At 44.0% G+C, this 26,169-nt stretch carries 22 protein-coding genes; 3 read left to right on the top strand and 19 right to left on the bottom strand.

Going from position 1 to position 26,169, the window contains the following annotated elements; translation table 11 throughout:
* Positions 1-18 precede the first annotated feature (18 nt).
* The 3 genes from purN to B9N78_RS13085 form a co-directional block, all read right to left on the bottom strand.
* Positions 19-702 carry a phosphoribosylglycinamide formyltransferase gene (gene purN / locus B9N78_RS13095; protein ID WP_085102997.1) on the bottom strand — a complete coding sequence of 228 codons (684 nt, stop codon included), beginning with the start codon at positions 700-702 and terminating at the stop codon, positions 19-21.
* 177 nt (positions 703-879) lie between these two features.
* On the bottom strand, positions 880-2,394 hold the full coding sequence (gene cobA / locus B9N78_RS13090; protein WP_085102995.1) for a uroporphyrinogen-III C-methyltransferase: 1,515 nt from the start codon (positions 2,392-2,394) through the stop codon (positions 880-882).
* Between the two features lie 28 nt (positions 2,395-2,422).
* Complete coding sequence (locus tag B9N78_RS13085; protein WP_085102993.1) at positions 2,423-5,077, bottom strand: valine--tRNA ligase; 2,655 nt, start codon at positions 5,075-5,077, stop codon at positions 2,423-2,425.
* 192 nt (positions 5,078-5,269) lie between these two features.
* Between B9N78_RS13085 and B9N78_RS13080 the strand changes: the two genes are divergently transcribed.
* Both B9N78_RS13080 and B9N78_RS13075 read left to right on the top strand, forming a co-directional pair.
* Positions 5,270-6,517, top strand: coding sequence for a BPL-N domain-containing protein (locus B9N78_RS13080; protein WP_085102991.1), 1,248 nt, complete (start codon positions 5,270-5,272; stop codon positions 6,515-6,517).
* A gap of 134 nt (positions 6,518-6,651) precedes the next feature.
* Positions 6,652-8,601, top strand: coding sequence for a FapA family protein (locus B9N78_RS13075; protein WP_085102989.1), 1,950 nt, complete (start codon positions 6,652-6,654; stop codon positions 8,599-8,601).
* Here B9N78_RS13075 and B9N78_RS13070 read toward each other — a convergent pair whose 3' ends face one another.
* From B9N78_RS13070 to B9N78_RS13050, 6 genes are all read right to left on the bottom strand, one after another.
* A complete protein-coding gene (locus tag B9N78_RS13070) occupies positions 8,602-10,398 on the bottom strand; it encodes a hypothetical protein (RefSeq protein ID WP_245805554.1) in 1,797 nt (598 codons plus the stop codon).
* Positions 10,346-11,149: a tRNA pseudouridine(38-40) synthase TruA gene (truA, locus tag B9N78_RS13065; RefSeq protein ID WP_085102987.1), complete on the bottom strand. Its 804-nt coding sequence runs from the start codon at positions 11,147-11,149 to the stop codon at positions 10,346-10,348. Before truA ends, B9N78_RS13070 begins: the two co-directional genes overlap by 53 nt.
* A 149-nt stretch (positions 11,150-11,298) precedes the next feature.
* Entirely contained in the window at positions 11,299-11,943 is a 645-nt protein-coding gene (locus tag B9N78_RS13060; RefSeq protein ID WP_085102985.1) for a MotE family protein, read from the bottom strand.
* A complete protein-coding gene (gene fliJ / locus B9N78_RS13055; RefSeq protein WP_085102983.1) occupies positions 11,900-12,337 on the bottom strand; it encodes a flagellar export protein FliJ in 438 nt (145 codons plus the stop codon). The genes B9N78_RS13060 and fliJ overlap by 44 nt, the downstream gene beginning before the upstream one ends.
* A 27-nt stretch (positions 12,338-12,364) precedes the next feature.
* Positions 12,365-12,529, bottom strand: coding sequence for a hypothetical protein (locus tag B9N78_RS18180; RefSeq protein ID WP_170921423.1), 165 nt, complete (start codon positions 12,527-12,529; stop codon positions 12,365-12,367).
* Between the two features lie 28 nt (positions 12,530-12,557).
* Positions 12,558-13,775 (bottom strand): hypothetical protein, encoded by a 1,218-nt coding sequence (locus tag B9N78_RS13050; protein WP_085102981.1) that lies wholly within the window; start codon positions 13,773-13,775, stop codon positions 12,558-12,560.
* Positions 13,776-13,939: 164 nt separating this feature from the next.
* On the opposite strand from B9N78_RS13050, the gene larE reads away from it, so the two are divergent.
* The gene (gene larE, locus B9N78_RS13045) at positions 13,940-14,695 is read left to right on the top strand and encodes an ATP-dependent sacrificial sulfur transferase LarE (protein WP_137982542.1); all 756 of its coding nucleotides are present in this window, start codon (positions 13,940-13,942) and stop codon (positions 14,693-14,695) included.
* A gap of 54 nt (positions 14,696-14,749) precedes the next feature.
* On the opposite strand, the gene B9N78_RS13040 is transcribed toward larE, so the two are convergent.
* The 10 genes from B9N78_RS13040 to B9N78_RS12995 form a co-directional block, all read right to left on the bottom strand.
* Positions 14,750-14,941: a ferredoxin gene (locus tag B9N78_RS13040; RefSeq protein ID WP_085102977.1), complete on the bottom strand. Its 192-nt coding sequence runs from the start codon at positions 14,939-14,941 to the stop codon at positions 14,750-14,752.
* A gap of 266 nt (positions 14,942-15,207) precedes the next feature.
* Complete coding sequence (locus B9N78_RS13035) at positions 15,208-15,921, bottom strand: ABC transporter ATP-binding protein (RefSeq protein WP_085102975.1); 714 nt, start codon at positions 15,919-15,921, stop codon at positions 15,208-15,210.
* Between the two features lie 3 nt (positions 15,922-15,924).
* Entirely contained in the window at positions 15,925-17,142 is a 1,218-nt protein-coding gene (livM, locus tag B9N78_RS13030) for a high-affinity branched-chain amino acid ABC transporter permease LivM (RefSeq protein WP_245805553.1), read from the bottom strand.
* The gene (locus B9N78_RS13025) at positions 17,123-18,025 is read right to left on the bottom strand and encodes a branched-chain amino acid ABC transporter permease (protein ID WP_085102971.1); all 903 of its coding nucleotides are present in this window, start codon (positions 18,023-18,025) and stop codon (positions 17,123-17,125) included. The genes livM and B9N78_RS13025 overlap by 20 nt, the downstream gene beginning before the upstream one ends.
* A 66-nt stretch (positions 18,026-18,091) precedes the next feature.
* The gene (locus tag B9N78_RS13020; protein ID WP_085102969.1) at positions 18,092-19,225 is read right to left on the bottom strand and encodes a branched-chain amino acid ABC transporter substrate-binding protein; all 1,134 of its coding nucleotides are present in this window, start codon (positions 19,223-19,225) and stop codon (positions 18,092-18,094) included.
* Between the two features lie 27 nt (positions 19,226-19,252).
* The gene (locus tag B9N78_RS13015) at positions 19,253-20,008 is read right to left on the bottom strand and encodes an ABC transporter ATP-binding protein (RefSeq protein WP_085102967.1); all 756 of its coding nucleotides are present in this window, start codon (positions 20,006-20,008) and stop codon (positions 19,253-19,255) included.
* A 586-nt stretch (positions 20,009-20,594) separates the two neighbouring features.
* A complete protein-coding gene (locus tag B9N78_RS13010) occupies positions 20,595-21,278 on the bottom strand; it encodes a hypothetical protein (protein ID WP_085102965.1) in 684 nt (227 codons plus the stop codon).
* A 21-nt stretch (positions 21,279-21,299) separates the two neighbouring features.
* Positions 21,300-22,520, bottom strand: coding sequence for a quinone-interacting membrane-bound oxidoreductase complex subunit QmoC (gene qmoC / locus B9N78_RS13005; RefSeq protein ID WP_085102963.1), 1,221 nt, complete (start codon positions 22,518-22,520; stop codon positions 21,300-21,302).
* Positions 22,521-22,534: 14 nt separating this feature from the next.
* A complete protein-coding gene (locus B9N78_RS13000; RefSeq protein ID WP_085102961.1) occupies positions 22,535-24,841 on the bottom strand; it encodes an FAD-dependent oxidoreductase in 2,307 nt (768 codons plus the stop codon).
* A gap of 6 nt (positions 24,842-24,847) precedes the next feature.
* Positions 24,848-26,086 carry a CoB--CoM heterodisulfide reductase iron-sulfur subunit A family protein gene (locus B9N78_RS12995; RefSeq protein ID WP_085102959.1) on the bottom strand — a complete coding sequence of 413 codons (1,239 nt, stop codon included), beginning with the start codon at positions 26,084-26,086 and terminating at the stop codon, positions 24,848-24,850.
* Positions 26,087-26,169 lie beyond the last annotated feature (83 nt).

The raw sequence follows: 26,169 nt of genomic DNA, 5'->3' as shown, positions 1-26,169 counted from the left end.
TATGACTCCAAAGCAGCACTAAAACCCGTATTCTAATGGGGGATTGATAAGACAAGGAAAATCAGTATCCTGTTCTGCCTTAGCGACATCAGCCAAGCCGAGTTTAACAAAACGACCTTCGGTACGGAGTCGCCCTTCTGCCAGCCACTGCGTCGCCTGCGGTAAAATTCTGTGCTCTACCCGCAAAATGCGCTTTGCTAAAACATCAACGTCTTCACCCGGCATGGCCGGAACTGCGGCCTGAATAATGATTGCGCCGTTATCCATTTTTTCGTCTACAAAGTGAACAGTGCACCCTGAAATCTGTACGCCGTATTCTCCGGCCTCAGTCTGACCGCCTGCTCCTGCAAAACTAGGTAACAACGCAGGATGAATATTAATAATCCGGCCTGAAAATGCATTTAAAAAAACAGGAGTTATGATGCGCATGAACCCGGCCATAACAACAGCCTGCGCGCCGGTTTCTTTGAGTATACGTACCATTTCACCGTCAAAATCTTCACGGCTCTTAAAATCTTTATGACTCAGAACACAGGTAGGAATAGAATGGGTTTTTGCCCGCTCAAGACCATAAGCACCGGCTCTGTTTGAAAGAACCATTTTGATATCAACATCAAGAATTCCTTCTTCAATCTTATCTATTAAAGCTTGAAGATTGGAACCGCCGCCGGAAATAAGAACAGCAATTGGTAATTTGCTCACAGAAAACTCCTAAACTGAGGTCACCGCCAAAATATAATTTCTGTAAACTCAGGTAACAGAACTATCCCTACTAAAATTTTTTGGAATTCTTAAAAACTTTTTTTAAAAAAGGTTTTAAGCCGCCGGAAACAGAGTCTCCATCAAAAAAAGGAGGAGCAAGTGCCCCTCCTTTGTAATTTACTCTGCGGATTCTTTGACCAGTTCGTCAACAAGTCCGGGGATCGTATAATCATCAGGCTGTATATCCGGCTCAAAACCGAACCCTTCGAGGGTTCTGGTTGTAATCGGGCCGATACAGGCAATCTTTATTGATTTTTTAAACTTGTGGAACTGTTCAGGCTCAATAAGGTTGAAAAAGTTTTCAACCGTGCTGGAGCTGGTAAAAGTGAGGTAATTAATTTTACCGCTTTTAAGAGCGTCCAGAATCGGAGCGGGATCATTTTCAGAAAGACCTGTCTGGTAAACAGGCAGAATCTGAACATGCGCTCCGGCTTTTTCAAGTTCCTGAGGCAGTATTTCGCGGGCAACCAAAGCTCTCGGGATCAAAACCTTTTTGCCTTTAACACCTCTTTCAAGCAGCCCTTCAACAACACCTTCAGCAACGTACTTTTCAGGAACAAAGTCAGGTTTAATTCCTTTTGCAACAAGCGCTTCAGCTGTTGCAGGTCCGATTGCGGCAATCTGCAACCCAGCAAAAGCGCGGGCATCAAGATTGCTTTCTTCGAGCTGCTGGAAGAAGTGCTTTACACCGTTAACGGATGTAAAGATAAGCCAGTCCCAATCGGAAAGCGAACTGATAGCTTTCTGAACAGGGGCATAATCAGCCATCGGCTCAATGGTGATGGTAGGGAATTCATAAACACATGCACCGAGTTTGCCGAGTGTGGAAACAAGTCCGCTCGACTGTTCACGGGCACGGGTGACAACAATTCCTTTTCCGAGCAGAGGTTTCTTTTCGAACCAGTTCAGTTTGTCGTGCAGAGAGCAAACTCCGCCGACAACAATGATAGAAGGAGCCTGAAACTTACGGTTAGCGGCCTCTTCTGCAACATTTTCAAGAGTGGACACAAAACTCTGCTGATTGCAGCGTGTTCCCCAGCGAACAAGGGCAACAGGAGTTTCAGGGTCGCGTCCGTTGCTAATCAGTTTTTCAGCAATCATGGGCAGGTTTTTAACGCCCATGTAGAAAACTAATGTGCTGTTGGACTTAGCATAAACTTCCCAGTTGTGACCGGATGTTTCCTTGGTAGGATCTTCGTGTCCGGTGATAAAACAAACGGAGGTAGTAAAATCTCTATGGGTAACGGGAATTCCGGCATAAGCAGGAGCCGCAACACCGGCAGTGATACCGGGGATGACTTCAAACTTGATTCCGGCTTCAACCAGTTCTTCCGCTTCTTCTCCGCCGCGTCCGAAAACGTAAGGATCGCCACCTTTGAGGCGGGCAATAATTTTGCCTTCTTTCGCTTTCTTAATGATCAGCTCATTAATTTTATCCTGCGGAAGGGTATGATCTCCGCCCTTTTTGCCGACATAAAGAATTTCCGCACCTTCTTTACAGTAGGAAATGAACTCACTGTTAGCCAGATAGTCATAAATGAGGACATCTGCACATTCCAGAATTTCCTTGGCTTTAACTGTCAGCAGACCGGGGTCCCCGGGACCAGCACCGATGAGATATACTATGCCCATATATACATCCTGTTTTTAACTGTCGTGACTATTTCATTACGCTTATGAGTCTGTTTTTAAGCTCAGTAAGCTTTGCTCTCTTGTCATCAATTTCAGCAAGTCTTTCGCGTTCCTGAGCTACAACCGCAGCAGGAGCGTTGTTTACAAAAGCATCATTAGAAAGCTTCTTTTCTATTACAATCAAATCTTTGTCCAGCTTGGCAAACTCTTTATCCAGTCTTGCAAGTTCGGATTCAAAATCTACCGCTCCGGCAAGAGGAATAAAGATTTCATTACCCTGAACAACGGCTGTACCGGAAGCTTTAGGGCCGCGGACATCCGGTCCGGCTTCAACAGTTTCCAGACGGGCAAGGAATTTTACCAGTTCGGAGTTGTCATTGATGAGGCTGAGTGCTTCATCAGAGCTTGTGCGCATGATCATTTCCAGCTTTTTGGAAGGCGCGATAAGAAGCTCAGTACGGATATTACGGACACCTGAGACTATGCCCTGAAAGAGTTCCATCTGCGACACAGCATTTTCGCTGATACAGTTGGCTCTTGTTTCAGGATAAAGAACGGTTGCAATGTCTCCGTTTTCGATGCCGGGGAGTACAGACCAGATTTCCTGAGTTACAAACGGCATGACTGGGTGCAGCAGAACCATTGTCTCAGAAAGGACTGTCCACAGGACTTTCAGAGTAGGAGCTTTGCGTGACTCATCTTCACTATAGAGATCAGGTTTGATCATTTCAAGATACCAGTCGCAGAACTCATTCCAGATAAATTTATACATGGTCTGAGCCACTTCATTGAAGCGGTATCCTTCAATTCCTTCACGCATGGAAACTTTAACTTCTTCCAAACGGTGCAGAATCCACTTATTAGCAAGTCCGGTTGCATCATCAATTGAAGCTTCAGGCTTTTTGCCGTCAAAGTTCATCAGCGCAAAACGGGCTGAGTTCCAAATTTTATTTACGAAGTGACGATATCCTTCGATTCTTGATTCTGAAAGCTTGATATCACGGCCCATGGCGGCAAAAGCTGTCAGAGTGAAACGCAAAGCGTCAGTTCCGTATTTATCGCTCATTTCAAGCGGATCAATTACGTTGCCGGTAGATTTACTCATTTTCTTGCCGTTTTCATCACGGACAAGAGCATGAATGTACACGTGTTTGAAAGGAATCTGACCCTGAAAATGAATTCCCATCATCATCATACGTGCAACCCAGAAGAAGAGAATATCAAATCCTGTGATCAGCACGGATGTCGGGTAATATTTTGCCAGCTCAGGAGTTTCGTCAGGCCATCCCATAGTGGAAAAAGGCCAGAGGGCTGAGGAGAACCATGTATCAAGAACATCTTCTTCCTGTGTCAGCTTGGAACTTCCGCATTTGGTACATTTAGTCGGATCAGTTTCAGAAACTATGAGTTCACCGCATTCTTCGCAGGTCCAAGCAGGGATACGGTGTCCCCACCAGATTTGACGGGAGATACACCAGTCACGAATATTATCGAGCCATTCGTAGTATACTTTTTCCCAGTTAGAAGGGAAAATCTGAGTTTCAGACGGAACTGCGGCGCGAGCTTTTTCCGCCAGAGGTTTCATGGAAACAAACCACTGCTCTGAAACATGAGGTTCAATTACAGACTTACAGCGATAGCACTCACCTACAGAATGTTCATGATCTTCAATAGAAATGAGCGACCCTTCAGCTTCAAGGTCCGCAACGATTACTGTGCGGGCCTCGTCTTTATATAGACCGCGATATTTTTCAGGAGCGTTCTCGTTTACATTTCCCGCTTCATCGAAAATAGCGATTACTTCAAGATTATGTTTACGGCCCAGTTCCCAGTCATTCATATCATGCGCAGGGGTGACTTTCAGCGCGCCTGTTCCGAATTCCATATCAACATAGGTATCACCGATAATCGGAAGTTCACGCCCTACAAGCGGAAGTATTACAGTTTTACCAATCAGATGGTTGAAACGATCATCCTCAGGATTAACACAGATAGCGGTATCACCGAGCATAGTTTCAGGACGGGTTGTAGCAACAACAAGTTCACCTGAACCGTCAGAAAGCTTATAGCGGACATTGTAAAAATGACCGGGTTTCGGAGAATGTTCAACTTCATCATCAGCGAGCGCTGTGTGGCAGCGATTACACCAGTTAATAATGTAGTTACCTTTATAGATCAAACCTTCTTCAAAAAGTTTAACAAAAACTTTGCGGACTGCTTTGGCGCGCTGGTCATCAAAGGTGAAACATTCACGGCTCCAGTCAACAGAAGCCCCCATGCGGTGAATCTGTTCCAGAATATGTCCGCCCTTTTCTTCTTTCCAGTCCCAGACACGTTCAACAAATTTTTCACGTCCGAGATCGTCACGGGTCAGACCTTCAGTCTTAAGCTGACGTTCAACAACGTTCTGTGTAGCAATACCGGCATGGTCAGTACCGGGAACCCACAGGACATTTTTACCAAGCTGTCTGTTGTAACGACAGAGGATATCCTGCAAAGTAAGGTTTAAGGCATGGCCCATATGTAAAACGCCTGTTACGTTAGGCGGAGGAATAACTATAGAGAACGGATCACCGTCTGCTTCCGGATCAGGAGTGAAAGTTTTATTTTCTTTCCAGTGATCAAGCCATTTTTTTTCAACGTCTTCAGGCTCGTAACCTTTAGGCAGATTGGATTCAGCCATAATATGACTCCTATATAATCTTAATTCTCAGTCTTCCGATTTTCGGTTTCGGATGCTAAGTTATGTTTAACAATAAAATATTTAAAATGAGATACATTGACAGCCCGACATTTACGTGTTTTCAACGGTCAGGCTCACCGCCAATCAGTTACTTTGTCAACTTGCGCTACACACTTATAGAGAGACTCGAACATGTCAAGTATCTATATATTATGGGACGACTCCCACATCTGGGGACTTTTAATCCACCGGGCACTAAAAGCTTGGAACATAGACCACAAGTTAGTACGTGGGCATCAAATAGCTCAGGGATTGCTTTCAAGCAAGCCCCCCATGGCTCTCATTGTTCCGGGCGGCTGGGCAAAAGGGAAAGCCAGCAGTCTCGGCAGCATCGGGATACTCGCTGTTCAGCAATATGTAAGTGAAGGCGGAACTTACTTAGGCTTTTGCGGCGGGGCCGGACTTGCACTTTCCGGCACAGGCGGACTGTCCTTAACGGACTGGGAACGCAAAGGATTTGAAAATCGCCTTCATCATTTTTTAAGCGGTCATATAAATTTAAATTTGAATCAAGATCATCCTCTTGTCCCCGATTCTCTCGGCAAAGAAGCACTTGTTCCCGTATGGTGGCCCGGCCAGTTTTCACCCCACGGGGCAGGAGCAACGACAGCTCTCGGCAAGTATGGTGAACCAGGACCGGATTTCTGGGTAGCCGACCTTTGCGTAGGTTCACTGCCGGAAGGAACACTCAGCGACTGGGAAAACCTTTACGGTATCAGTTTAATGCCTAATTTTTTGCAGGACCGTCCCGCAATTATCTCAGGAGAATTTGGTAAAGGTAAATTCATTCTCAGTTATCCGCATCTTGAGACTCCCGCTTCTCCGCAGGCTAATATGTGGCTGTCTCATATACTTGATCAGGTGCAAAATGAACCGCACACCCAAAGACCTTCAGTCCCTGCATGGGAACTGTCCGACACCCCTGTGCTTTGGGATGACCCCGTATTGCACTCGGCGCGCAAATCACTTGAAACAATCATTGCTACCGGACAAGGTCATTTTCTACTTTTCTGGCGTAATCCTTGGCTTCTGGGCTGGCGCAGGGGAATCCCCGGGGCATCTATCAACAGCCTTTACGCGCTTGTCTGCGAAGTGACATCACTTGAGCCTAATGATGAAGCTCTGCAAATGTGGGTTTCCTGCAAAACAGATTTTTTAAGGTACATGGAAATATTCGAAAAAGGGGTTACAGGTTACCTGCTCGCGGAAAGATTAGCTATGACTATGCGCCGCGTAGAACCCCATTCCGTATTCCCCAGAGGACTTAAAGAACAGCGAAATGCACTTTTCGGACCTCCGCCAGGAGCAGGAGGGATGTACGCAAAACTGCTCTCAACACTTGAAGAGCTCACCTGGATTATTAACAAAAAAAGGCAGTAAAATATTTATAATAATATCTGCCCACATTTGTTGAACAAAATTGCAACATAGTATAATGTTGACCTCACTGGGATAGTATTATCCGTATATCACAATTACTGTACATAATCTTAATATAAAAGAGCTTAAGTAAAATGGCAGATCAAGAATCCCCTATAAGAGGTTCTGAGTTACGGTCTTCTTCCACCTCAAGAGAAGACGAAAGCCATGATGCTCAATTAGAATTCAGTATTACCTCCGACCAGATGGCGGCCTTCATCTCAAATTATACTCCTGAGCAAGGAAGTGGTGCGCCCCTTTCTATCGAGCTGATGAAAAAAGAACTTGCACGGGCAGGCTACAAAGGACAACTCGACCCTGACGGAGCAAAGTTTGCATTGCAGAGAGCAAGTGAGGGTAAGTCCATTCTGAACGTTGCTCTCGTTCGCGGAGCATACCCGCAAGAGCCTGAAAACGGCGCTATTCTGGGCGATGCCGACTTCCAGTTTCCGGTTTTACCGGAAATGATATTCGGAACGCTGCTTGCTCCGGTAAAAGCTTCAAACGGAGCCAACCTGCTCGGAGAAGTAATCCCCGCAACAAAAACCAATATTCCCGAAGATCTTACCGTTGCAGTTGGCGGAGGCTGCTTTCACGATAAAGAAATCAATGCTCTCATTTCTGAAACGTACGGTTTGGTACAGATAAGAGACAACCAGATTTACGTTGACTCTCTCATTCATGTTTCAAAGGATGCGATGCAAGTCAGGGCAACACTTTTCCCACAAGACTGCTTCGGTGCAACCATTACCCTGCAAAAAATCGAGCCGGCCTTAAAGTCCCTTGGAATTTCGCGCTCCATACTGCTGGTAGCAGGAGAAACAGCTCTCAAAACAGCCAGAGAAACAGGAATTGCCCAAGAAACGGTTATTGCAAAAGGCACTGAACCGATTGCAGGTAAAAACGGCTGGTTTGAATATGCAAAAGAGGAAACCAAATCGATCGGGACCTCACTTGAGAATGATAGAATTGATTTTAAAGAAAGAGGCACACATCCAATGGTCAGCCCCGGTGATATCATCGGGAAAATCCACCCCCCTGAAGAGGGCCTGGCCGGAGAAGACGTATACGGACGGCAGACTCCGCCTCCCGGCGGTCAATCATTTGCAGTTAAACCAGGACTGCACGTTGCGCCCATGCCGGACGGAATAACTTATAAAGCTTTAGCCACCGGTATGGTTACCCTTGAAAAAGGAGAATTATCGGTAGTAGATATTCTTGAGACAAAAGGCGACGTAGACTACTCCACCGGCAATATCAGACTTGAAAAAGGTTCAACTCATATTACCGGATCTATTCGTGAAGGATTTGTAGTCGATGTTCCCGGTCATATTCTCGTTAAGGAATCAATTGAAGGGGCGGAAGTCCGCGCTGGCGGAGATATTGATGTCGGAGGCGGCATCATTATGGCTGGAAAGGGGCACCTGAAAGCCGGAAATAACATCACAGCACAATTTGCAGCCAATTCACGCATTGATTGCGGGGACTCACTGACAATAGCACATGAACTCAGCAACTGCCTTGTACGCTGCAAAGGCCCCATAACCGCGACCAGCGGCAAAGGAGTTATTCAAGGAGGCTCCATCGCCTCTGCTACAGGAATTGAAGCCAACGAACTTGGCTCTGAAATTGGAGTCAGCACCGTTTTAAGTATAATTTCGAGGCCACCTATAAACAAAGAGCTGGTCAAAGAAAGAGAAAATCTTCGAGAAAGGTTAATGAAAATCAACACGGCATTAGGGCAGGATTCAGATGAAGAAATTTTAGCTAGAACTCCGGCAGATAAAATGCAGCAGATGGAAAAAATTCTTATCCTTCGCGCTCAGATCAAGCGCAAGCTGAAGGCTGTCCGCAACAAGCTTTCCAATGACCTTGCTGATTATTATCAATCCCTTGAAAGGTTATCGATAAGAGTCAAAAGAACTGTTCACCCCGGCGTGCAAATAAAAATAGGCGACAAAACCCTTACAGTCACCCAGCCGTTAAACAGGATTAAATTTCATTTTGATTCTGCTTCCAGAACTATTGTTGCTGTAAATCTATAGTCAGCCTTTTCGGGAAATCAATCTTCCTGTACTTTCGAGGTTGTCATCAAAGTTAAATTTCAACGCCGTATCAAATGTATCAACAAGCTCTCTTTTAATCTCTAATTCCAGTTCAGTACGGGGGGAAGGCTCAGGAAGCCACGGCCCGGGCAGAGAGGTTTTCGGTATCAAATATGAACTGACCTTGTTCTTTAATACAGTTGCATTAACCTCTTTCCAAAGAGGAACCAATCCATTTTCACCACCTTCCAAGAGGTCTCTGACTCTTTCCGGTTCTGAACCTATTGCAGAGTAAAACACATCTGAATCGAACCAGAGTAAATTATCCTTCTCAGCTTCCCTAAGCCCCATCCATTCATAATTTATTCTGTTATTATCAATCGGCTCACGCCACATATCTGCAAAACCATCTCTGAAAAGATCCTCAGACGGCAATAGAGTTTTACGCAGATCATTATAGGCATCAGTAAACAAGCCGATATTTTCTTCTATCTGAGAAACAGCATTAACCACACGCAAGGGCAAAGTGTCGCCGAACGGCTCATCAAGGTCTACAATTACTCGGCCATGATCCAGAGCAAATTCACCGGGGGCGCGACTTTCTGTCACTCCGTTAATCACCATTTCAGCATCTGTACCGGGTTGCGCGGTAACACTTAGTCCCAAAACTTCAAGTCCTGCTTCAGGCTCAAGAACAAGTCTTTCGCCAAGCTTTGGGGAAACAGCAGTAATTGTTACAGCTTTTCCATCAATCAGATAATACTCATTGCCTGTGTAAACCGGAGATGGAAGTTTTGCATCGACAACATCTGAAGTAAATTTTTCAGAAGTACCTGCGGCTGCGTTTTTAATTGAATTCAGAACAGTCTGCCACGTAGCACCTTCATCAACATTAAAATCGATTGTTCCGGTTTCTTCTCCAATCGAATAGCCGATGGAATGAGATCCGCTGGAAAGAGTTGAGACTGCATTAACGTCAAACCCTTTGGTTAAATATTCTGAGACAGAACCTGGCCTTGTACCTGACAAGCTGTAGCTTCTCTCTTGCGCCGATCCAACAGGCAAAAACGTGTCTTCAAGTTTAAGATGAGAAATCAGGTGTCCGCTTGTATCACTGAATTTCAATTGGCTATTAACTTCACTATTTGTCTCGCCGTCATAACCGCCTACTATATCGGAGTTATTATTGCTGTAAGCTGTATTTACTGAGAACGCTAAAGAGGAACCGATGCCGAGAAGGTCGTCAAGATTTGAACCGGGAACATTTTGGATAAACTTTCTAGCCTGAACTGGAAGCGTACTTCCATTTACAGCATCACGCACTTTATCAAGAACAGCATCATTATCCATACCGCTCTCAACAGTCACGCTCAGCTCTTTAGTCGCAGAACCGTAAGACATGTTAAACTTATATTCGCCCGGATCAAGGATAGTAGGAGAACTTCCTGTAAAGCCACGCGAATATGCGCGATAATAACGCGCTACGGTGTTTTTGGGAGTTTCAGAAGCTGAAACTTTATTATCAAGGAAAGGATCGTTAATAACCAGACGGGCTTCGCTTAACCCGAAACCGTCTTTAGACCAGCGGAACTTACCAAGAGCATCACTTAGGCTCAGTATGCGGCTTTGCACATCCATGACTGTGGATGTACCGGTCAATTCATACTTATTTTTCAGAGCAGCGCGAGAAAACCTGTCGCCCCAAAAAGAATTTATTACAGTTCTTTGCGGGGATTCAACGGTTTCATTCGTTCCCGTTAATATGAGATTTATTTCGTACAGATTCAAATCCGCCACGCTCAGGCTCCCCGTAATACACGTGAGCAAGACACAGCCCCTGCGCGGGAGCTGTGGCCGGTGCTAAAGTTCGATCTTTCGCCTCTAACACTGATCGGACTGAATCGGGATTTGCTTTACCCCTACCGACCTCAACAAGGCAGCCGACCATATTACGCACCATCTGCTTCAAGAAACCAGACCCGCAGACTTCAAGCCTTATTTCATACTCGTTTTCACCGGGAAGACGTAAAAAGCTGAAAATAGTTCTGATCGTATTCTTGACCGGAGTTCCGACATTTTGAAAAGACGCAAAATCGTGTTCACCCAGAAAATGCTTCGTACCTTTATCAAGCGCATCAAGATCAAGCGGTCCGCACGCCCACACATAATTACGGCGACATGGTAGCAAAAAGCTGTTCTCCAGCCAGAGAGTATAAATATATGTTTTGCGAACTGAACTGAACTGAGCGTGAAAAGACTCATCCACATACTGTACGTCCAGCACGGTCACATCATCCGGCATAATGGAATTCAAAGCCCGCTGCCACGGAACTTTAGATTTGCTGTCAGGAACGGTAAAATGAACCACCTGTCCAAGCGCATGCACACCGCTGTCGGTACGACCTGAACCGTACACCCGCAACGACTCCCCTGTTATGCGCGAGATGGCTTTCTCAAGCTCGTTTTGAACTGTCCGTACTCCTGGCTGAATCTGCCAGCCGCAGAACTTAGTTCCATCATAAGCAATTGTTATTTTGACTCTTTTCAATTTAAATATTTTCGCAAAAGCTAAGCTGCAAACTTGCGAACTCCGGTTTTATTTTACAGGGCTTAATACTGGACCATACAAATATTAATGCTCCAGCCGATAAACCGACTGGAGCAATTTTTGAAAACTATTTCTTAAACTTCAGAGTGCTACTGCTCAAGAGGGACCTGTAATCTGGTCAACGCTTCAGAAAGATTTGCAGCTTTCTTCGGATCAACAAATCCCAGGATTTCACCAGCATTACGTCCACGCATGCCGGACAAAATTTTGACAGCTAAATCCTTATCCAGAGATTCGATAACAAGTGCTGCGCTTTTAGGCTTCATCGCAGTATACACGCCTACCAGATGTTTGATTTTCTCATCTTTTAGAACATCGGCATCAGCGATCATTTTTTTCAAGCGGGCTTCAAGATCATTAAGGTCAGCAAGCTTTTTATCTAAATTTTTCTCAAGTGTGCGGAGCGATCTTTCCTTGCGAGCCAATTCATCTTCTTTCGCCTTGAGGGCCTTCCAGTCTGCTTCCGCCATTTTTTCAGGGCGTTTGTCTGTTCCATTTACGGCTGATCCCCCGGCAGGGTTTTTAGCCGATTCAGCAGCAACTGCATCGGGAGCGGAAACCACATTTCGGACAACATTGCTTTCAACCACAGCTTTTACCGCATTATGCGCCGGAGCAAATAAATTTAAACCTAAAGCACCTATGAGAGAAAGTTTAAAAAATGCAAGAAAAATCAAACAGATAAGAATTTTAGAAAGTTTTAGGCTTGAACCGAAGCGTTGCCATTTCGTCATACTCTTTCTGTTCTTTAAGATTTTCTTCTTCATAGTATTTTTTCGCCTGATTCTCTTTTAGTTTTTCCAGCAACTTACGGTCTTTTGACTTTTGAACAGCGTCTGTACGGCATCTTTGCAAATTGAGGGCCAATTGCGTGAGACGGTTTTGAGCTGCATGAAGGTCTTTGGTTAAAGCCTCATCGTACTGCCGCCACAGCCACAAATCATCTACGGACAGCTTTTCATATTCTTTTTTCTGATGATTGTTTTTTTTCAGTTCAATTCCGTCGACGATTTTTTTTTGATCAGCATGCAGCCTGTTCGCTTCGGCCAAAGCTAAACGAGCCTGCTCTTCAACTTGCTTTCTAAAATCGAGAATTTTTTCAAGCTTAAAAGCATAAGGCTTGGGCATTATAGAATATTATCCTAAACAGTCAGACTATTTACTTGTTTCCGGTTTACCCGCAAGGCCGCAATATCCTTTATCACTATCACAAAAACGCCACATCATACACATCGTTCCCTGACAAAACTTCATTTTATCATCACTTGTCATAAGGTACGGACAATATTTGAACTTAGCTTCACTTTCTGAGCAAATCATAAAACTACCTCTTTAAAAAGAGTCTTGGTTAATTTTGGACAACCTTGTCATAAATCAGACATTGTTTGCCCATAGCACGCTTAATATACTCCTTAACAAGGATACCTATACGCTCTTCCCTTGTAAAACCATTCGCATACTTACCGTCTGCGTAAACTTCCGGGAATTTATCGACTATCACCGGGTTCTTACAGGCAAGAGCTTCTATATTTTTTGAGTATTCTGAAATGTACTTATCTATTTTTTGATCAGTCATGGATTCTATACCCTTAACTTTTTCAGCAAGTACCTTCGATTCAGGAAGATCTTTTGATTCCATCAAAGCTACAAAGGCCTTGGCAAACCGCTGGCTGCCTTCAAAGATATGTTTAGGACGGACAACATTAAGTCCGGCCCACCCGGCACGGAGCCATTTGAAGAGACAGTTAACAGTATACTCAGGGTTATTTTTATCTTGTATGTAGACGGAAACAGAAATGGAATCGTACATAAATGTATCCATCCAACCCATTCCTCCAGCAGTCAAACCCGGAATTCCAGTATAAAAATAATTCCATTGGTTATCATCCATGACAAGTCCCTTCATACCGACGCTGGACTTGTCCGCCTGTCTGGAAATCGAAAAGAAAACATCCCTTCCTTCATACTTCATAATAACTAATAGACGATTCAGGTCGTACCTATAATAAGCACCGCCGAATGAGTCAGGAGTGTTAACCTCAAACTCTTTCCCACGCCAGAGTTTCGGGCTATCGCAGTCATTAAGATGTTTCCATGGCTGAACCTTATCTGCAAAAAATTCACTCTCAGGATACCATCCGCTTAGACGGATAACTGAAGGGTAAATTGCATAGTTCGGAATTTCAGGATTATACGTATATTCAAGAATCCTCTTTAAAGGAGCCTTCACTTCTATGCGCATTCCTGCACCATTGGCTGAATCATATTTGGGCAGTTCGATTATTTTATTGGTAGGCGGAAATTCATCAACGTAACGGATCAAGTCCTTTACCTGATTGACATCAAAATCTTTTGTTTTTGATGATAAAGTAGACAGGAGATAGTCAATACCGTTAGAGACAGGATCGGGGAGTTTGACTTCTTTTTTTTCTTTTTCATTAGATGAAAATGTAGAGCAATACCCATTGCTCACCACTGAAGTAATCATAAAAACTATGAGAACTGCGAAAATTCCAACAGTTCTTGATAAGGCCCGAAAGTGCATCGGGGTGATATTAATGATCATATTTTATTTACCTTTCTATTTGCGTGAACCATTTAACAAACACGTGTTGCTAATAATTAATCACTTATTACATTATTGGCAACCATTACATACCAAGGGCTTTATTGATCACGCTATCAATAAATTTAATCTGTCTTAACCGTATCTTAACAAAATATGTGCCTATGACGAATTCACATACAATTCAAACTCAATACAAATCCATACTTGATATCATCAGCAGATTCGATAAAGCTTTTATTGCGTTTTCAGGTGGAATTGACAGCTCATTGGTGGCTAAAGCGGCAGTTGATGTATTAGGTACTAAAGCTACAGCGGTTACAATAGAATCTGAACTCACAGCAAGCCGTGATATTCTATTCGCCAGAGAATCCGCAAAATCGATAGGTATCAACCATCAAGTTATCAAAATATCGGTTCTCAAAGATGAGTTGATAAGTGCAAATACAGATCTACGCTGTTACCATTGCAAAAAAACAATTATCAATACCATTGATCAACAGCCGCTTTTTGACGGCAGCCATATAGACGATACGGATGATCGCCCTGGGCTAAGAGCAATTCGTGAAGCCGGGGTCATTTCACCTTTAGCTCTCGCAGGATTCGATAAAAAGAAGATTATTGAAGCCGCAAAATTCCTGCAACTTTATTCCATGCCCCGCCCTTCTAACAGTTGTCTGGCGACTAGAATCAAAACAGGAACGGCTTTAACACAGCAAAATCTTACTATTGTGGAGCTTACTGAAGACTGCATGTTTGAGGCTGGGGCAAAATGGTGCAGGGCGCGAATTGATGAGAATCAATTTAAAATTGAATATGGAGCAGGCTCTGCCCTTGATGAAGACGGCATAAAAATTCAGATAGTTAAAAATCTTCCGACATTATTCCAAATGGATATTAAGTTTTTAAAAAAAACATAAAAAAAGGCATCTAACTAAGACGCCTTTTCTGTTCGACATGTGAGAACTGACCTTCTACTCTATAGAGATACACTCTACAGGACAAGAATCTATAGATTCTTGAACACAATCTAAATCAACTGCATCTTCCTTAATTACTTCAGCTTTTTCACCATCTGAGTCAAGTGCAAAAACTTCAGGACAAAGTTCAACACAAGTTTCGCAACCGATGCATTCATCGTGATCAATCACTACTTTCCTAGCCATTGTAACCCTCCAGATATTTGGAAGAAGTATAGTACGGACATAAGAGACAAATTAAACATGAACATCTTATGTTATGCAAGTCTTTCCTGTTCCGTCAAGTTTTGAACAAACGTGTACCCAAGATAATAAGCAGTTATATGCCTGCTCAACACCACCAAAATCAGATCTTGCAAAGTTTCTTTTATAGTTATGGAAAAGTCTCTCAAACCTTAACGGATTAAGAGACTTTAAAAATTCAACACAAATATTTTCAAAGAAATCAAAAATTATTCTCCAAGATATGCTTTCTGAATATCAGGATTATTTAATAGTTTTTGAGCTTCATCTTCCATGACAACATTACCTGTTTCAAGAACATATCCTCTATGCGCCATACTAAGCGCAACTTTAGCATTCTGTTCAACCAGAATAATAGTTGTTCCCAGCTTGTTGATTTCTTTAATGATATCAAAAATCTGCTTAACAATCAGCGGAGCAAGCCCCAAGGAAGGCTCATCAAGCAGAAGAACTTTCGGCCTGCTCATTAACGCCCTGCCGATGGCGAGCATCTGCTGTTCACCGCCGGACAGAGTACCACCGGCCTGTTTGCATCTTTCACGGAGGATAGGAAACATACCGAAGACCCTTTCTTTGTCATCTTCAATTTCCTTATCATTTCTGAAAAAAGCTCCCATATCTAGATTCTCTTCAATTGTTAAGCGCGGAAAAATTCTGCGCCCTTCAGGAACCTGACAAAGCCCCATTGCAGGCAGTTTGTCAGATGCGATCTGATTTATTCTTTCACCTTTGTAAAAGATATCACCGCTGGTGGCGTGAACAATATTGCATATAGTCATAAGAGTTGAACTTTTACCGGCGCCGTTTGCACCGATAATGGAAACTATTTCACCTTCATAGACTTTAATATTTATCCCTTTGAGAGCCTGAATGCTCCCATAGCCGGACTTAATATCCCGTAATTCTAATATTGGTTCAGTCATGAATTAATCCTTTCCGGCTCTCATTGTACGTTTGGCAGGTAAAATACCCTGAGGTCTGAAGAGCATCATAAGAGTCATTACTCCCCCGAAAACCAGCATGCGATATAATTCAAAGTCTCTGAATATTTCAGGAAGTGCGATAAGAGCAAGTGCCCCCAGAATAACGCCCGGAATTGACCCCATACCGCCTAAAACAACCATTGACAAAACCATAGCTGATTCAAGGAAGGTGAAGGACTCAGGGCTGACAAATCTCATTCTGGCAGCATAAAATGCTCCGGCCATTCCGCCGAAACATGCTCCGGTACAATATGCCAGAAGCTTCATATAAAAAGTTGGGACACCCATAACCTCAGCAGCAGTCTCATCTTCGCGAATTGCTTCCCATGCTCTACCCGTACGTGAATGCTGTAAACGGTAAACAGCAATAATAGTGAAGGCCACAAGAAGAAGAACAACATAATAGATAAGTGAAAGCTTTTTGAGCCAAATATGCTCTAAAGTCATACCATTGGTAAAGTCGAACCAGTAAACTCCGGGAGCCTTAATACCGGTTACGCCGTTAGGGCCATTGGTCAAACTCATCCAGTTATTAAGTACCATTCGAACAATTTCAGCAAACCCAAGCGTGACAATAGCTAAATAATCACCTCTCATTCTCATGGAACAGTAACCGATAAGCCATGCTCCAAAACCGGCTGCTGCTGCACTAATAGGCAAACAAATCCAAAATGAAAGTTGGAACTGAACTGAAAGAAGAGCATATGTGTATGCACCAATACCATAAAATGCGATATATCCTAGATCAAGCATACCAGCTAAGCCGACAACTACATTGAGCCCAAGTCCGAGACAAACGTAGATCATACAGTTTATCGCGACATCTTGAGCATAACGCCCTGCAAACTGAGGAATTAAACCGGCGCAGGCAAGACCTACCACAAACCAGATCGCAACAGGTACAGTGGAAGAAGCTTTTTTAATATTACCTGCGACTGCTGACGCAGGTCTTGATATAAAATTAAATGTTCCGATCTTATTTAACTGGTACAAAAACAAAATAAATGAACAACCGACGGCAATTCTCCACCAGACATTAAAAGTACTGGCAACCTCAAGCCCTTCAGGCTTTACGCCAAGCAAAGGCCACAATAGGATGAACAGCCAGACCATCCCAATACCCAGGGATGTCCAGTGTTTTTTAAACTCTGGTATCGTCAATGTTCTCTCCCATGATTCCTGAAGGTCTGAAATAAAGGACCGCAATGAGTATCACGAATGCAAATACGTCCTTATACTCCCCTGAAATATAACCTGCGGCAAAAATCTCTACCATTCCGATAATAAAACCGCCGATCATTGCACCGGTAATATTTCCGATACCGCCTAAAACGGCGGCGGCGAACGCCTTGATACCGGGAACAAAGCCCATATCGTAACGAACTGAGCCATAATAAAGCCCGACCATGATACCTGCCGCAGCAGCAAGAGCTGCGCCGATTGCGAAAGTAATGCTGATTGTGCGGTTAGAATTAATACCAACAAGCGCAGACATTATTTTATCCTGAGCTGTTGAGCGCATCGCCTTACCAATACGAGTTTTGAAAACAAGAACATTCAAGGCCACTAGCAAGAATGCGGTAAGACTGACGATAAAAATTTGCATATAGGAAAGCATTACGTTTCCCATCTCAAAGCCACCCTGAGTCAGTTCTGTGGGGTAAGCTTTGTCGTACACCCCCTGTGTTAACATCAAACCGTTCTGTAGAAATATGGACATACCCAGAGCAGAAAGAAGAACAGAAAGCCTGGATGAGTTACGAAGCGGCTTATAAGCTACTTTTTCAACAGCAACTGCAAGCATTGCGCAATATGCCATTGCCAATATTAATGAACCGGAAAGACAAACCCATGCAGGCGCGCCTTGAGAAACTAGGTAACTCATGAAAATAACGCCTACATAGCCTCCGGCAGCGAAAAATTCACCATGGGCAAAGTTAATGAGCTGAATAATGCCGTACACCATAGTATAACCGAGAGCGATAAGCGCATATACGCTGCCTAGAGTTATACCATTAATGAGTTGTTGAAAAAAGTATTCCATGGGTATCCGTGGGCTATTCGTAATGGCCCCCGCTCAAGTGAGCAGGGGCCGTTCATTGCTTAAACTCTAGTACAGTTCATCAGTTGCAGGGTTCCAATAATTACGGAATTTTCCATCTTTAACAGTACGAATGATGTAGTTTGAACCGGAATCACCGTTATCTTTAAACTTGATGTGCTTTGTTGCACCATCATAATCAAGCTTCATAAGCTCAACTTTAACCTTTGCAGGATCGGCAGAACCAGCAGCTTTAACGGCTTTCAGATATGCCATCGCGCTGTCATATGCATAGCCGGAATAAGCACCAGGGCTACCGAACTTAGGCTGATAGGCAGAATAGAATTCTTTATATGCAGGAGCATTATCATCTATAAATCCGAAAGTAAGATATACATTTTCTGCAGCTTCTTTTGCAATTTCGATCAACTGAGGATGATAAACTGCATCCTGTGCGAGAGTTGCAGCAGTAATCCCCATGCGCTTTGCCTGAATAAGCATCAAAGCACCTGTAGCTGAATTCTGCATGCTCATGTAAAAAACATCAGGTTTGTCTGTCTTTACTTTGGTAAGAATCGCTGAGAAATCTTTATCGCCCTGATTAACGTGTTCATGTCCAAGAACTTTAATTCCGGCAGCAGCACTCATTTTTTCAACGCCGTCTGCAAGACCCTGTGAATATGCTGTTTTATCATCTACTATATATATAGATTTAGCTTTGAGCTTATCAACCATGAATTTAACAGCAATTGCTCCCTGATCATCATCACGGCCGCACATGCGGAACATATATGGAAGACCGCGGGAAGTTACTTTTTCATTAGTGGAGGCAGGGGTAATCATGATGATACTTTCTTCATCAAGAACTTCGGATGCGGGAAGAGTTGCGCTGGAACAATAAGAACCGACAACACCGTTTGCGCCTTCATTGATCAGTTTATTTGCTGTTGCTACAGCCTGACGAGGTTCACATGCTGTATCCTGAGGAAGGACTTCGATATCATCAAAACCGGGAATGCCACCGTTGGCTTTAAAAACTTCAACAGCAGTTAAAACGCCGTTTTTGATGTCATTACCATCAGCGGCGTAAGGACCAGTAAGAGGTCCCATTGTACCAACCTTTAAAGTTTTCGCAAAAGCCATGCCGGAACCGAGCATTAATAATGCTGCGGATAGCAAAACTGTCATAAATAAACGTTTCATAAAAGCGCCTCCCAAAAGTAAATATGGTTAATTACCGAGATATGCCTCAATTACAGCAGGATTTTTCTGAATTTCTTCAGGGTTTCCTTTTGCAATCATCACTCCGTGATCAAGAACAACAAGTTTCTGACAGATTCCCATGACAACTTTCATATCATGTTCCACCATCAACACATTGATTCCTCTAGCAGATATTTTACGGATGGTTTCCATCAACTCGGAACTTTCAGCAGGATTGAGCCCTGCAGCCGGTTCATCAAGTAGGATAGTGCTTGGATCAGAGGCTAAAGCCCGTGCGATTTCAAGTCGCCTTTGATGACCGTAAGGAAGACTGGATGCGACTTCATCTGCAAACTTTTCCAGTTCTGCAAAACGCAACTCATCCATTGCCCGTGTTTTGATTTTCTGCTCTTCGCGCTTTTGTGCAGGAGTACGAAAAATCGCTCCAAGAACTCCGCAATTTGTGCGTGAATGCTGGGCAACCATAACATTCTCCAGAGCCGTCATATTCTGAAAAAGGCGAATATTCTGAAAAGTGCGCGCTATTCCTTTCGCAAGTACTTGATATGGCTTTAATCCCCGAAGACTTTCTCCACCATAAACAACATCTCCGCCGGAAGCGTTGTATACTCCGGTAATAACATTAAACACAGTGGTCTTACCTGCGCCGTTCGGCCCGATGAGACCTACGATTTCCCCCGGCATAAGAGAGAAGTTCACCTCTGACAAAGCCTGCAGCCCACCAAAGCGGACGCTCACGTCGTGTAAATGTAGTTCTTCCATATTACTTATCCCTATACACTTTATCATTCTCGAGATCAAGCATGTACACGACTATTGTTCCGTACTAGACCGTTCTGAGGGTTCATTGTTCGCATAACTATTGATCCATCAAACATTACCACTACAATACTTACTGTAAATAATGCTTGATAGTCACATATCATGGAGCAAAGTTGATCTGCTAATCAAATATACATTCGTAGTTAATAAATTATATTCAACTATCTTGAGAGAGTATATAGCATCTTTATCGATTTCTTTCAAATATCATTTGAAATATACATTTTTGCAAAATACAATAATAGTTAAAAGTTCAGTTTTCATTTTGATTCCCATTTACAACATTAGGGCGCATTTTTTTAGTTAATAATGATTTTTAACTGCATAAAAACCTTTTTTTTTGTGTATTTACTAAATTTACATCTACAGCTTTTTTCTGCATTATTGTAAATTTATAGTACAAATTTGTATTTATGTAGTATCGACAATTTTTCTTTTATCTAAAAAACAAAAAAACCCTGTCCGCTTAAGCGGACAGGGCTTTCAAATACTTTAACCTAAAGCGGCTAAAAGTAAGTCACTCGACTTACCAAGAGGAGTCACCAAATGGGTCACTACCGAAACCGAATGACTCTTCAGGAGCACCGCCGGTTGCAGGAGCGTTAGTTTCTCCGGCAGCAGGAGCTGCACCACCGGCAGCAGGAGCTCCGGCAGCAACAGTTACAACACCGTTCTTTTTAACATCTTCGATCAAAGCGAGGAGTTCATCAACTTTGCCGATGTACTCTTCAACTTTTGCCTGTGAAGTAACGATGACTTTATCGCCTTCGCCTTTTCCGGATGCTTCGAAAGCTTCACATTTGCCTTTGTATTCAGCGAGAGCTTTCTCAGAAACACTGAGTTTGCCTTCAGCTGCAGCAAGTTTAACTTCGAGATCTTTGATGGCATCAGCCTGTGCATTAATAGTAGTATGGTAATCAGCAAGTTTAGTGAAGATGCTGTCAACCTGTACCATTACGTCACCTGGAAGTGCTCCGACAGAAACATTTTCGCCAAGTCCTGCGACCTGACCTGTTTTCATTTTAGCAAGTTCAGGATGCTGTTCATAGATCCAAGCTTTTGCAAGCGCAGCTGCAAAAGGTTCGAATTCAGCATTAATATCCTTCTGTGTCATGTAAGACAGAAGTTCCTGAACAGAGTTGTTGCTTTCGCCACCTTTAACATAAGCAACAAAAGTGCTCATAGGGAAAGTTTTACGTGCTTCAGACATGGTTAAATCCTCCTTGCTCTATTACAGAGTAAAAGTCTTTTCTTCACGGACCGGCATAGGTAGACGGCCGATGTATCTTGCATAAGTTAAAGCTGCAGTCCTGTAGACCAGATGCCCAAGTTTGGACCACGGCAGATAGACAAACATCATAAACACGGCGACAAGATGCACATAGTATACGGGGTATGCGAGAATTGCGATTCCGAAAAGACGGAGCAATTCACTCATTACGCCGGTACCTGCAATTGTCCAGATAAGTCCGAGCAGATACCAGTCATAATAACTGGAACCGTGAGCGGATTCATCCTGATTCAAGCGACGTTTGGTGAGCAGTAATAATGAATAAACAAGTAGTACTGCACCAATGTTGGCAAGAATCTTAACCGGGTGCCACAGCGGCATTGGAGTGTGACCGACAGCTGAAAGGAAAGGTATGATCTTTCCTCCCCAATGAGCAACAGCGACTATGCCTGTTACGATCATCAGGCAGACGAAAGCGAGCATAATGAGTCTATGACCATTAAACTTCTGTTCGTCAGCTTCATCAGTATCTCCGCATTCTTTCCATTTGGAGTGAGTCAGAATTTCTTTTCTGCACACATCCACGAAGCATTCCAAGAGGCTGGGTCTTTCAGATTTGTCACCAACAGCAAAGACCTTCGGTTGATCCTTAAATGAAGCAATAAGATTTTTGACTCCCCTGTAGAAGGTCCAAGCCATGAAACCGAAAGCAATCATAAAGATCGGGTCAATAGTAAAATCGCCGGGGAAAAGATATCCGTAGACAATTTTGCCATCTTCAAGAGGGAAGAAGGAACCGCGAACACCAGCCATGATGAACCAAATCACCATGTAAAGAACTGCTGGGATAGCTATCAGTTTCGGCAGATGCTTTGGAGAGCTCATCCACTTACCGAAGCAGGACGGAGTTACCATCTTCTGGTAGGCCATGTTACGCAGAGCTGCGAGCATGTCAGCAGGACGTGCGCCGCGAGGACACAGGTCGGAACATGTTCCGCAGTTGTGACAAAGCCATATATCGATGTCATTAACGAGTTTATCTTTAAGGCCCCACTGAGCCCAAACCATTTCCTTACGCGGATAAGGGTTGTCAGCAGGAGACAAAGGACATGCTACAGAGCAAGTTGCGCACTGATAACACTTTTTGACTGCGTCTCCACCGACTTCCTGGAGTTCTTTGATAAACTGCAGATCCGGTTTGATGCGAACATCTTTTTCCATATCGCGTCTACCTCCTAGTAGCCCTTGAACGGGTTAGGACCGATCTTGATCATGTCATTAACGAAGGTATCAATCAGGTCGGAGACCTTATCGTATTCGTCAATAGCGAGTTCAGACTGGACAACACGCTCAGGTTCGACGCCAAGTCTCTTAAGAGAGTCAGCAACGTTTTCCATACGGCGGTTACACAGTTCGGAACCTTTCACAAAATGGCACTGATAATCTTCACCGTACTTACATCCGAGCAACAGAACTCCGTCGATACCCTTACTCATAGCATCTGCAATCCAGATGGTATTAACAGAGCCGAGACAGCGAACAGGAATTACACGAACGTAGGGGGACCAACCTTTACCGCGCATAGCTGCCATGTCGAGTGCCGGATAAGCATCGTTTTCACAGGCAAGCACGATAAATCTAGGACCGCCGACTTCCATATCATCAGGTACTTTAACCTGTTTGATCATGGAACCGATCATGTCGATATTGTAATTGTCGAATCCGATTACGCGTTCAGGACAGGCCCCCATACAGGTACCACAGCGGCGACAGCGTGACGGATTCGGCTTTGGTGTTCCCTTTTCATCATCATCAAGTGCACCGAAAGGACATTCTTCAGTACAACGTTTACACTGTGTGCAACGCATGAAGTTGAAAACCGGATAAGTGTTGTCTCCGGAGCGAGGGTGAACAGCTACGCCGTGATTGGCGGAGTTAATACACTGAATCGCTTTAAGAACAGCACCGGCGGCATCTTCCCTTGCAAGTCCCATTGACATGGGCTGACGAACACACCCGGCGGCATAAATACCGGTACGGCGTGTTTCATAAGGGAAACAGATGTAATTGGAATCTGCATATCCTGCGAACTGTTTAAGGTCCGGGAAAGCAGGTCCTTGTCTATATACAAGGTTGATGGTCGGATCGTGAGCAGTGGTTGGAACCATGCCGGTAGGAACAACGACCAGATCAGCCTGGATTTCGATATTTTCGCCAAGCAGAGTGTTGCTGGCAGAAACAACCATGAAATTGCCTTCTTCCTTAATGGAAGTGACAGTTCCTTTGGTCAGCATGATACCTGGATCATCCTGGGCAGCACGATAGTAACGCTCGTTCACACCCGGAACCATCATGTGGTCATAGATGATATATGCAATGCCTTCGTCGTTAAGTTCACGAACGTAGTTAGCCTGCTTAAGAGCTACCAAACTGCTGAGTTCTGAGCTGTAAGGAAGATGTTTATAGGATTCCATATCCTCATAAACAAATTCTTCTTCTGCATCATCGCCTTCTGCTTTAGCTGCATCAGATGCGGCTTTAGCATCAGCATCATCAGATGCAATCTGCTCTTCAGAACGGTTTGCATATGCATCTTCTTCGGCTGCAAACTTTGCTTCACTGAGGCGGGTATCAAGAACAAAAGCAACAGACGATGCGTCCATTTTTCCTGTTTTGACCATTTTCTCAAATTCAGCAGCGGTAACAACTTTGGAAGAACCGTAACCCATAGGCTCAACATACTTGGTATCCTGAGGGACCCAACCAGTAGCAAGAACAACTGCGCCAACGGGCATTTCTTCTTTACCGGAACCAACTTTAACGCTGGCGGTGTAATCACCGGGAGCACCTTCAAGAGTCTCGAGCTGTGCAGATTTGAAAACTTTGATTTTAGAGTTTGATTCAACTTCAGCAATCAGATCTTCAATTCCTGTTTCATGAGCTTCGGTGTTTGGGTATGCGAGTGGGAAAGTCTTGTACATTCCGGCGGCTTTACCACCGAGAGTGTCCGACTTTTCAACCAGAATAACGTCGTGGTTAGTCTTTGCTGCGTAAAGAGCTGCAGTAAGACCGGTAAAACCACCACCAAGAACCATAACGACCTTAGTAGAACCTATAATCTGATTTTCAGAGGTTTTACCTTTGGTAAGTTTAGTGATTCCCATTCTGACATATTCATTAGCCATTATTTTGAGGAGTTCAGGTACTTCACCATTTGGATCAGGCAATGTGCCGTCAGGGTTCCTGAAAACCTTGATGCACTGTTCACGCAGATTAACACGTTCAACCATGACGTTGTCAAAGTTGAAAATGTCCCAATCTACGCGAGGGCTTGTGCCGCAGATACATACTGCATCAACGTTGCCAGCGTCGATATCTTCCTGAATAAGCTTTCTGCCTTCCTCGCTGTTAAGTCTCGGGTGACACTTGATCACCGGACATTCACTTGCGCAGACCTTACGGACTACTTCTGCAAGTTCTTCAGCGTTAAGGTAAGGGGAAATGCTTGCTTGGTCGAAATAAACTCCGATTTTTTCGGGCATGTCGACTTACCTCCCTATCACCGTTTGAATCGCTTTCAGAGCGGCAGCTGTACCCGACTGGGCTGTCTTCATGACATCCAGAGGTTGCTTTGCGCACCCGGCGGCGAAAATGCCTTGTTCTTCTCCGCCAACAATGAAGCCCTGATCATCAACCTGAACTCCGGTGGGAACCGGAACTCCTGCGAGACTAGGCTGCATTCCGGTAGCAAGGACGATGAGATCATGCTCATTCTGTGCCTTAATACCGGTTTCAGCATCCTCAACTGTGACGAGAACATTGCCTGAACCGGAAATTTCGATAACTTCAGCGACCTTACCTTTAACGGCATTGATCTTGTCATCTGAAAGAATCCGCTTGGCAAACTTATCGTAACGTCCCGGAGTACGCAGGTCGATATAATATACCGTGACCTTTGCATCTGGGTACTGGTCACGAACATATGCAGCCTGCTTCAAAGAAGCCATGCAGCAAATGTATGAACAGTAATTGAGATGATTTTCATCGCGTGAGCCCGCACACTGTACGAACGCAATGTTTTTCGGCTGTGCACCGTCAGAAGGACGGACAATCTTGCCGCATGTGGGACCGCTTGGAGCTGCCAGACGTTCCATCTGCATATTAGTAATGCAGTTAGCAACCGATCCTGCTCCGAGATTTGAAAGTTTAGTTACATCATAAGGCTTCCAACCGGTCGCATATACAATGGAACCTACATTGAGAGTGATTACCTTTTCTTCATCTTTAAGGTCTACAGCAGCGACACCTTCAAGAAGTTTAAGGTCTTCATCTGTGCAGTTTTCCTTTTCAAGAACGTATCTTGCGGGGAACGCAAAAGGCACATCCATGTAAAGGGCTTTGCGATCACAGAGTTTGAATTCGAATTCATCAGTAACATTATTGGAAAGTTTAGCGATGACTTCGGACAATTCAACACTACCGGGACCGACATACCTAGGCTTAATACGGATTTTTACTTCAAAATCACCTTTAGAACCACTGATGGATTCTACTTCAGCCAAGGTAAAGAACTTAACGTTCTTATTTTTTTTAATTCTCTGAAATTGGATCTCCAGACCGCAGGAAGGGGGACACAGCTTCGGAAAATACTTATTCAGCTGCATCACTCGGCCACCTAGGAATGGTGCCTTCTCAACGATGAAGACTTCATGCCCTACTTCAGCGGCTTCGAGTGCAGCAGTAATACCGCTGAACCCGCCACCAACGACAAGTATGCTTTTTGACATTCTCTATCCTCCTGAACTCTTTTAGGCCCTTAGCCATAAAATGGCCCAAATCCGGACACCGACCGCTTTCGGTCGCAATTCGG

Source organism: Desulfovibrio gilichinskyi, assembly GCF_900177375.1.
In the GTDB taxonomy this organism is placed as follows: domain Bacteria; phylum Desulfobacterota; class Desulfovibrionia; order Desulfovibrionales; family Desulfovibrionaceae; genus Maridesulfovibrio; species Maridesulfovibrio gilichinskyi.
The sequence above is the reverse complement of the archived record's forward strand: the minus strand, read 5'-3'. Positions and strand labels throughout refer to the sequence as shown.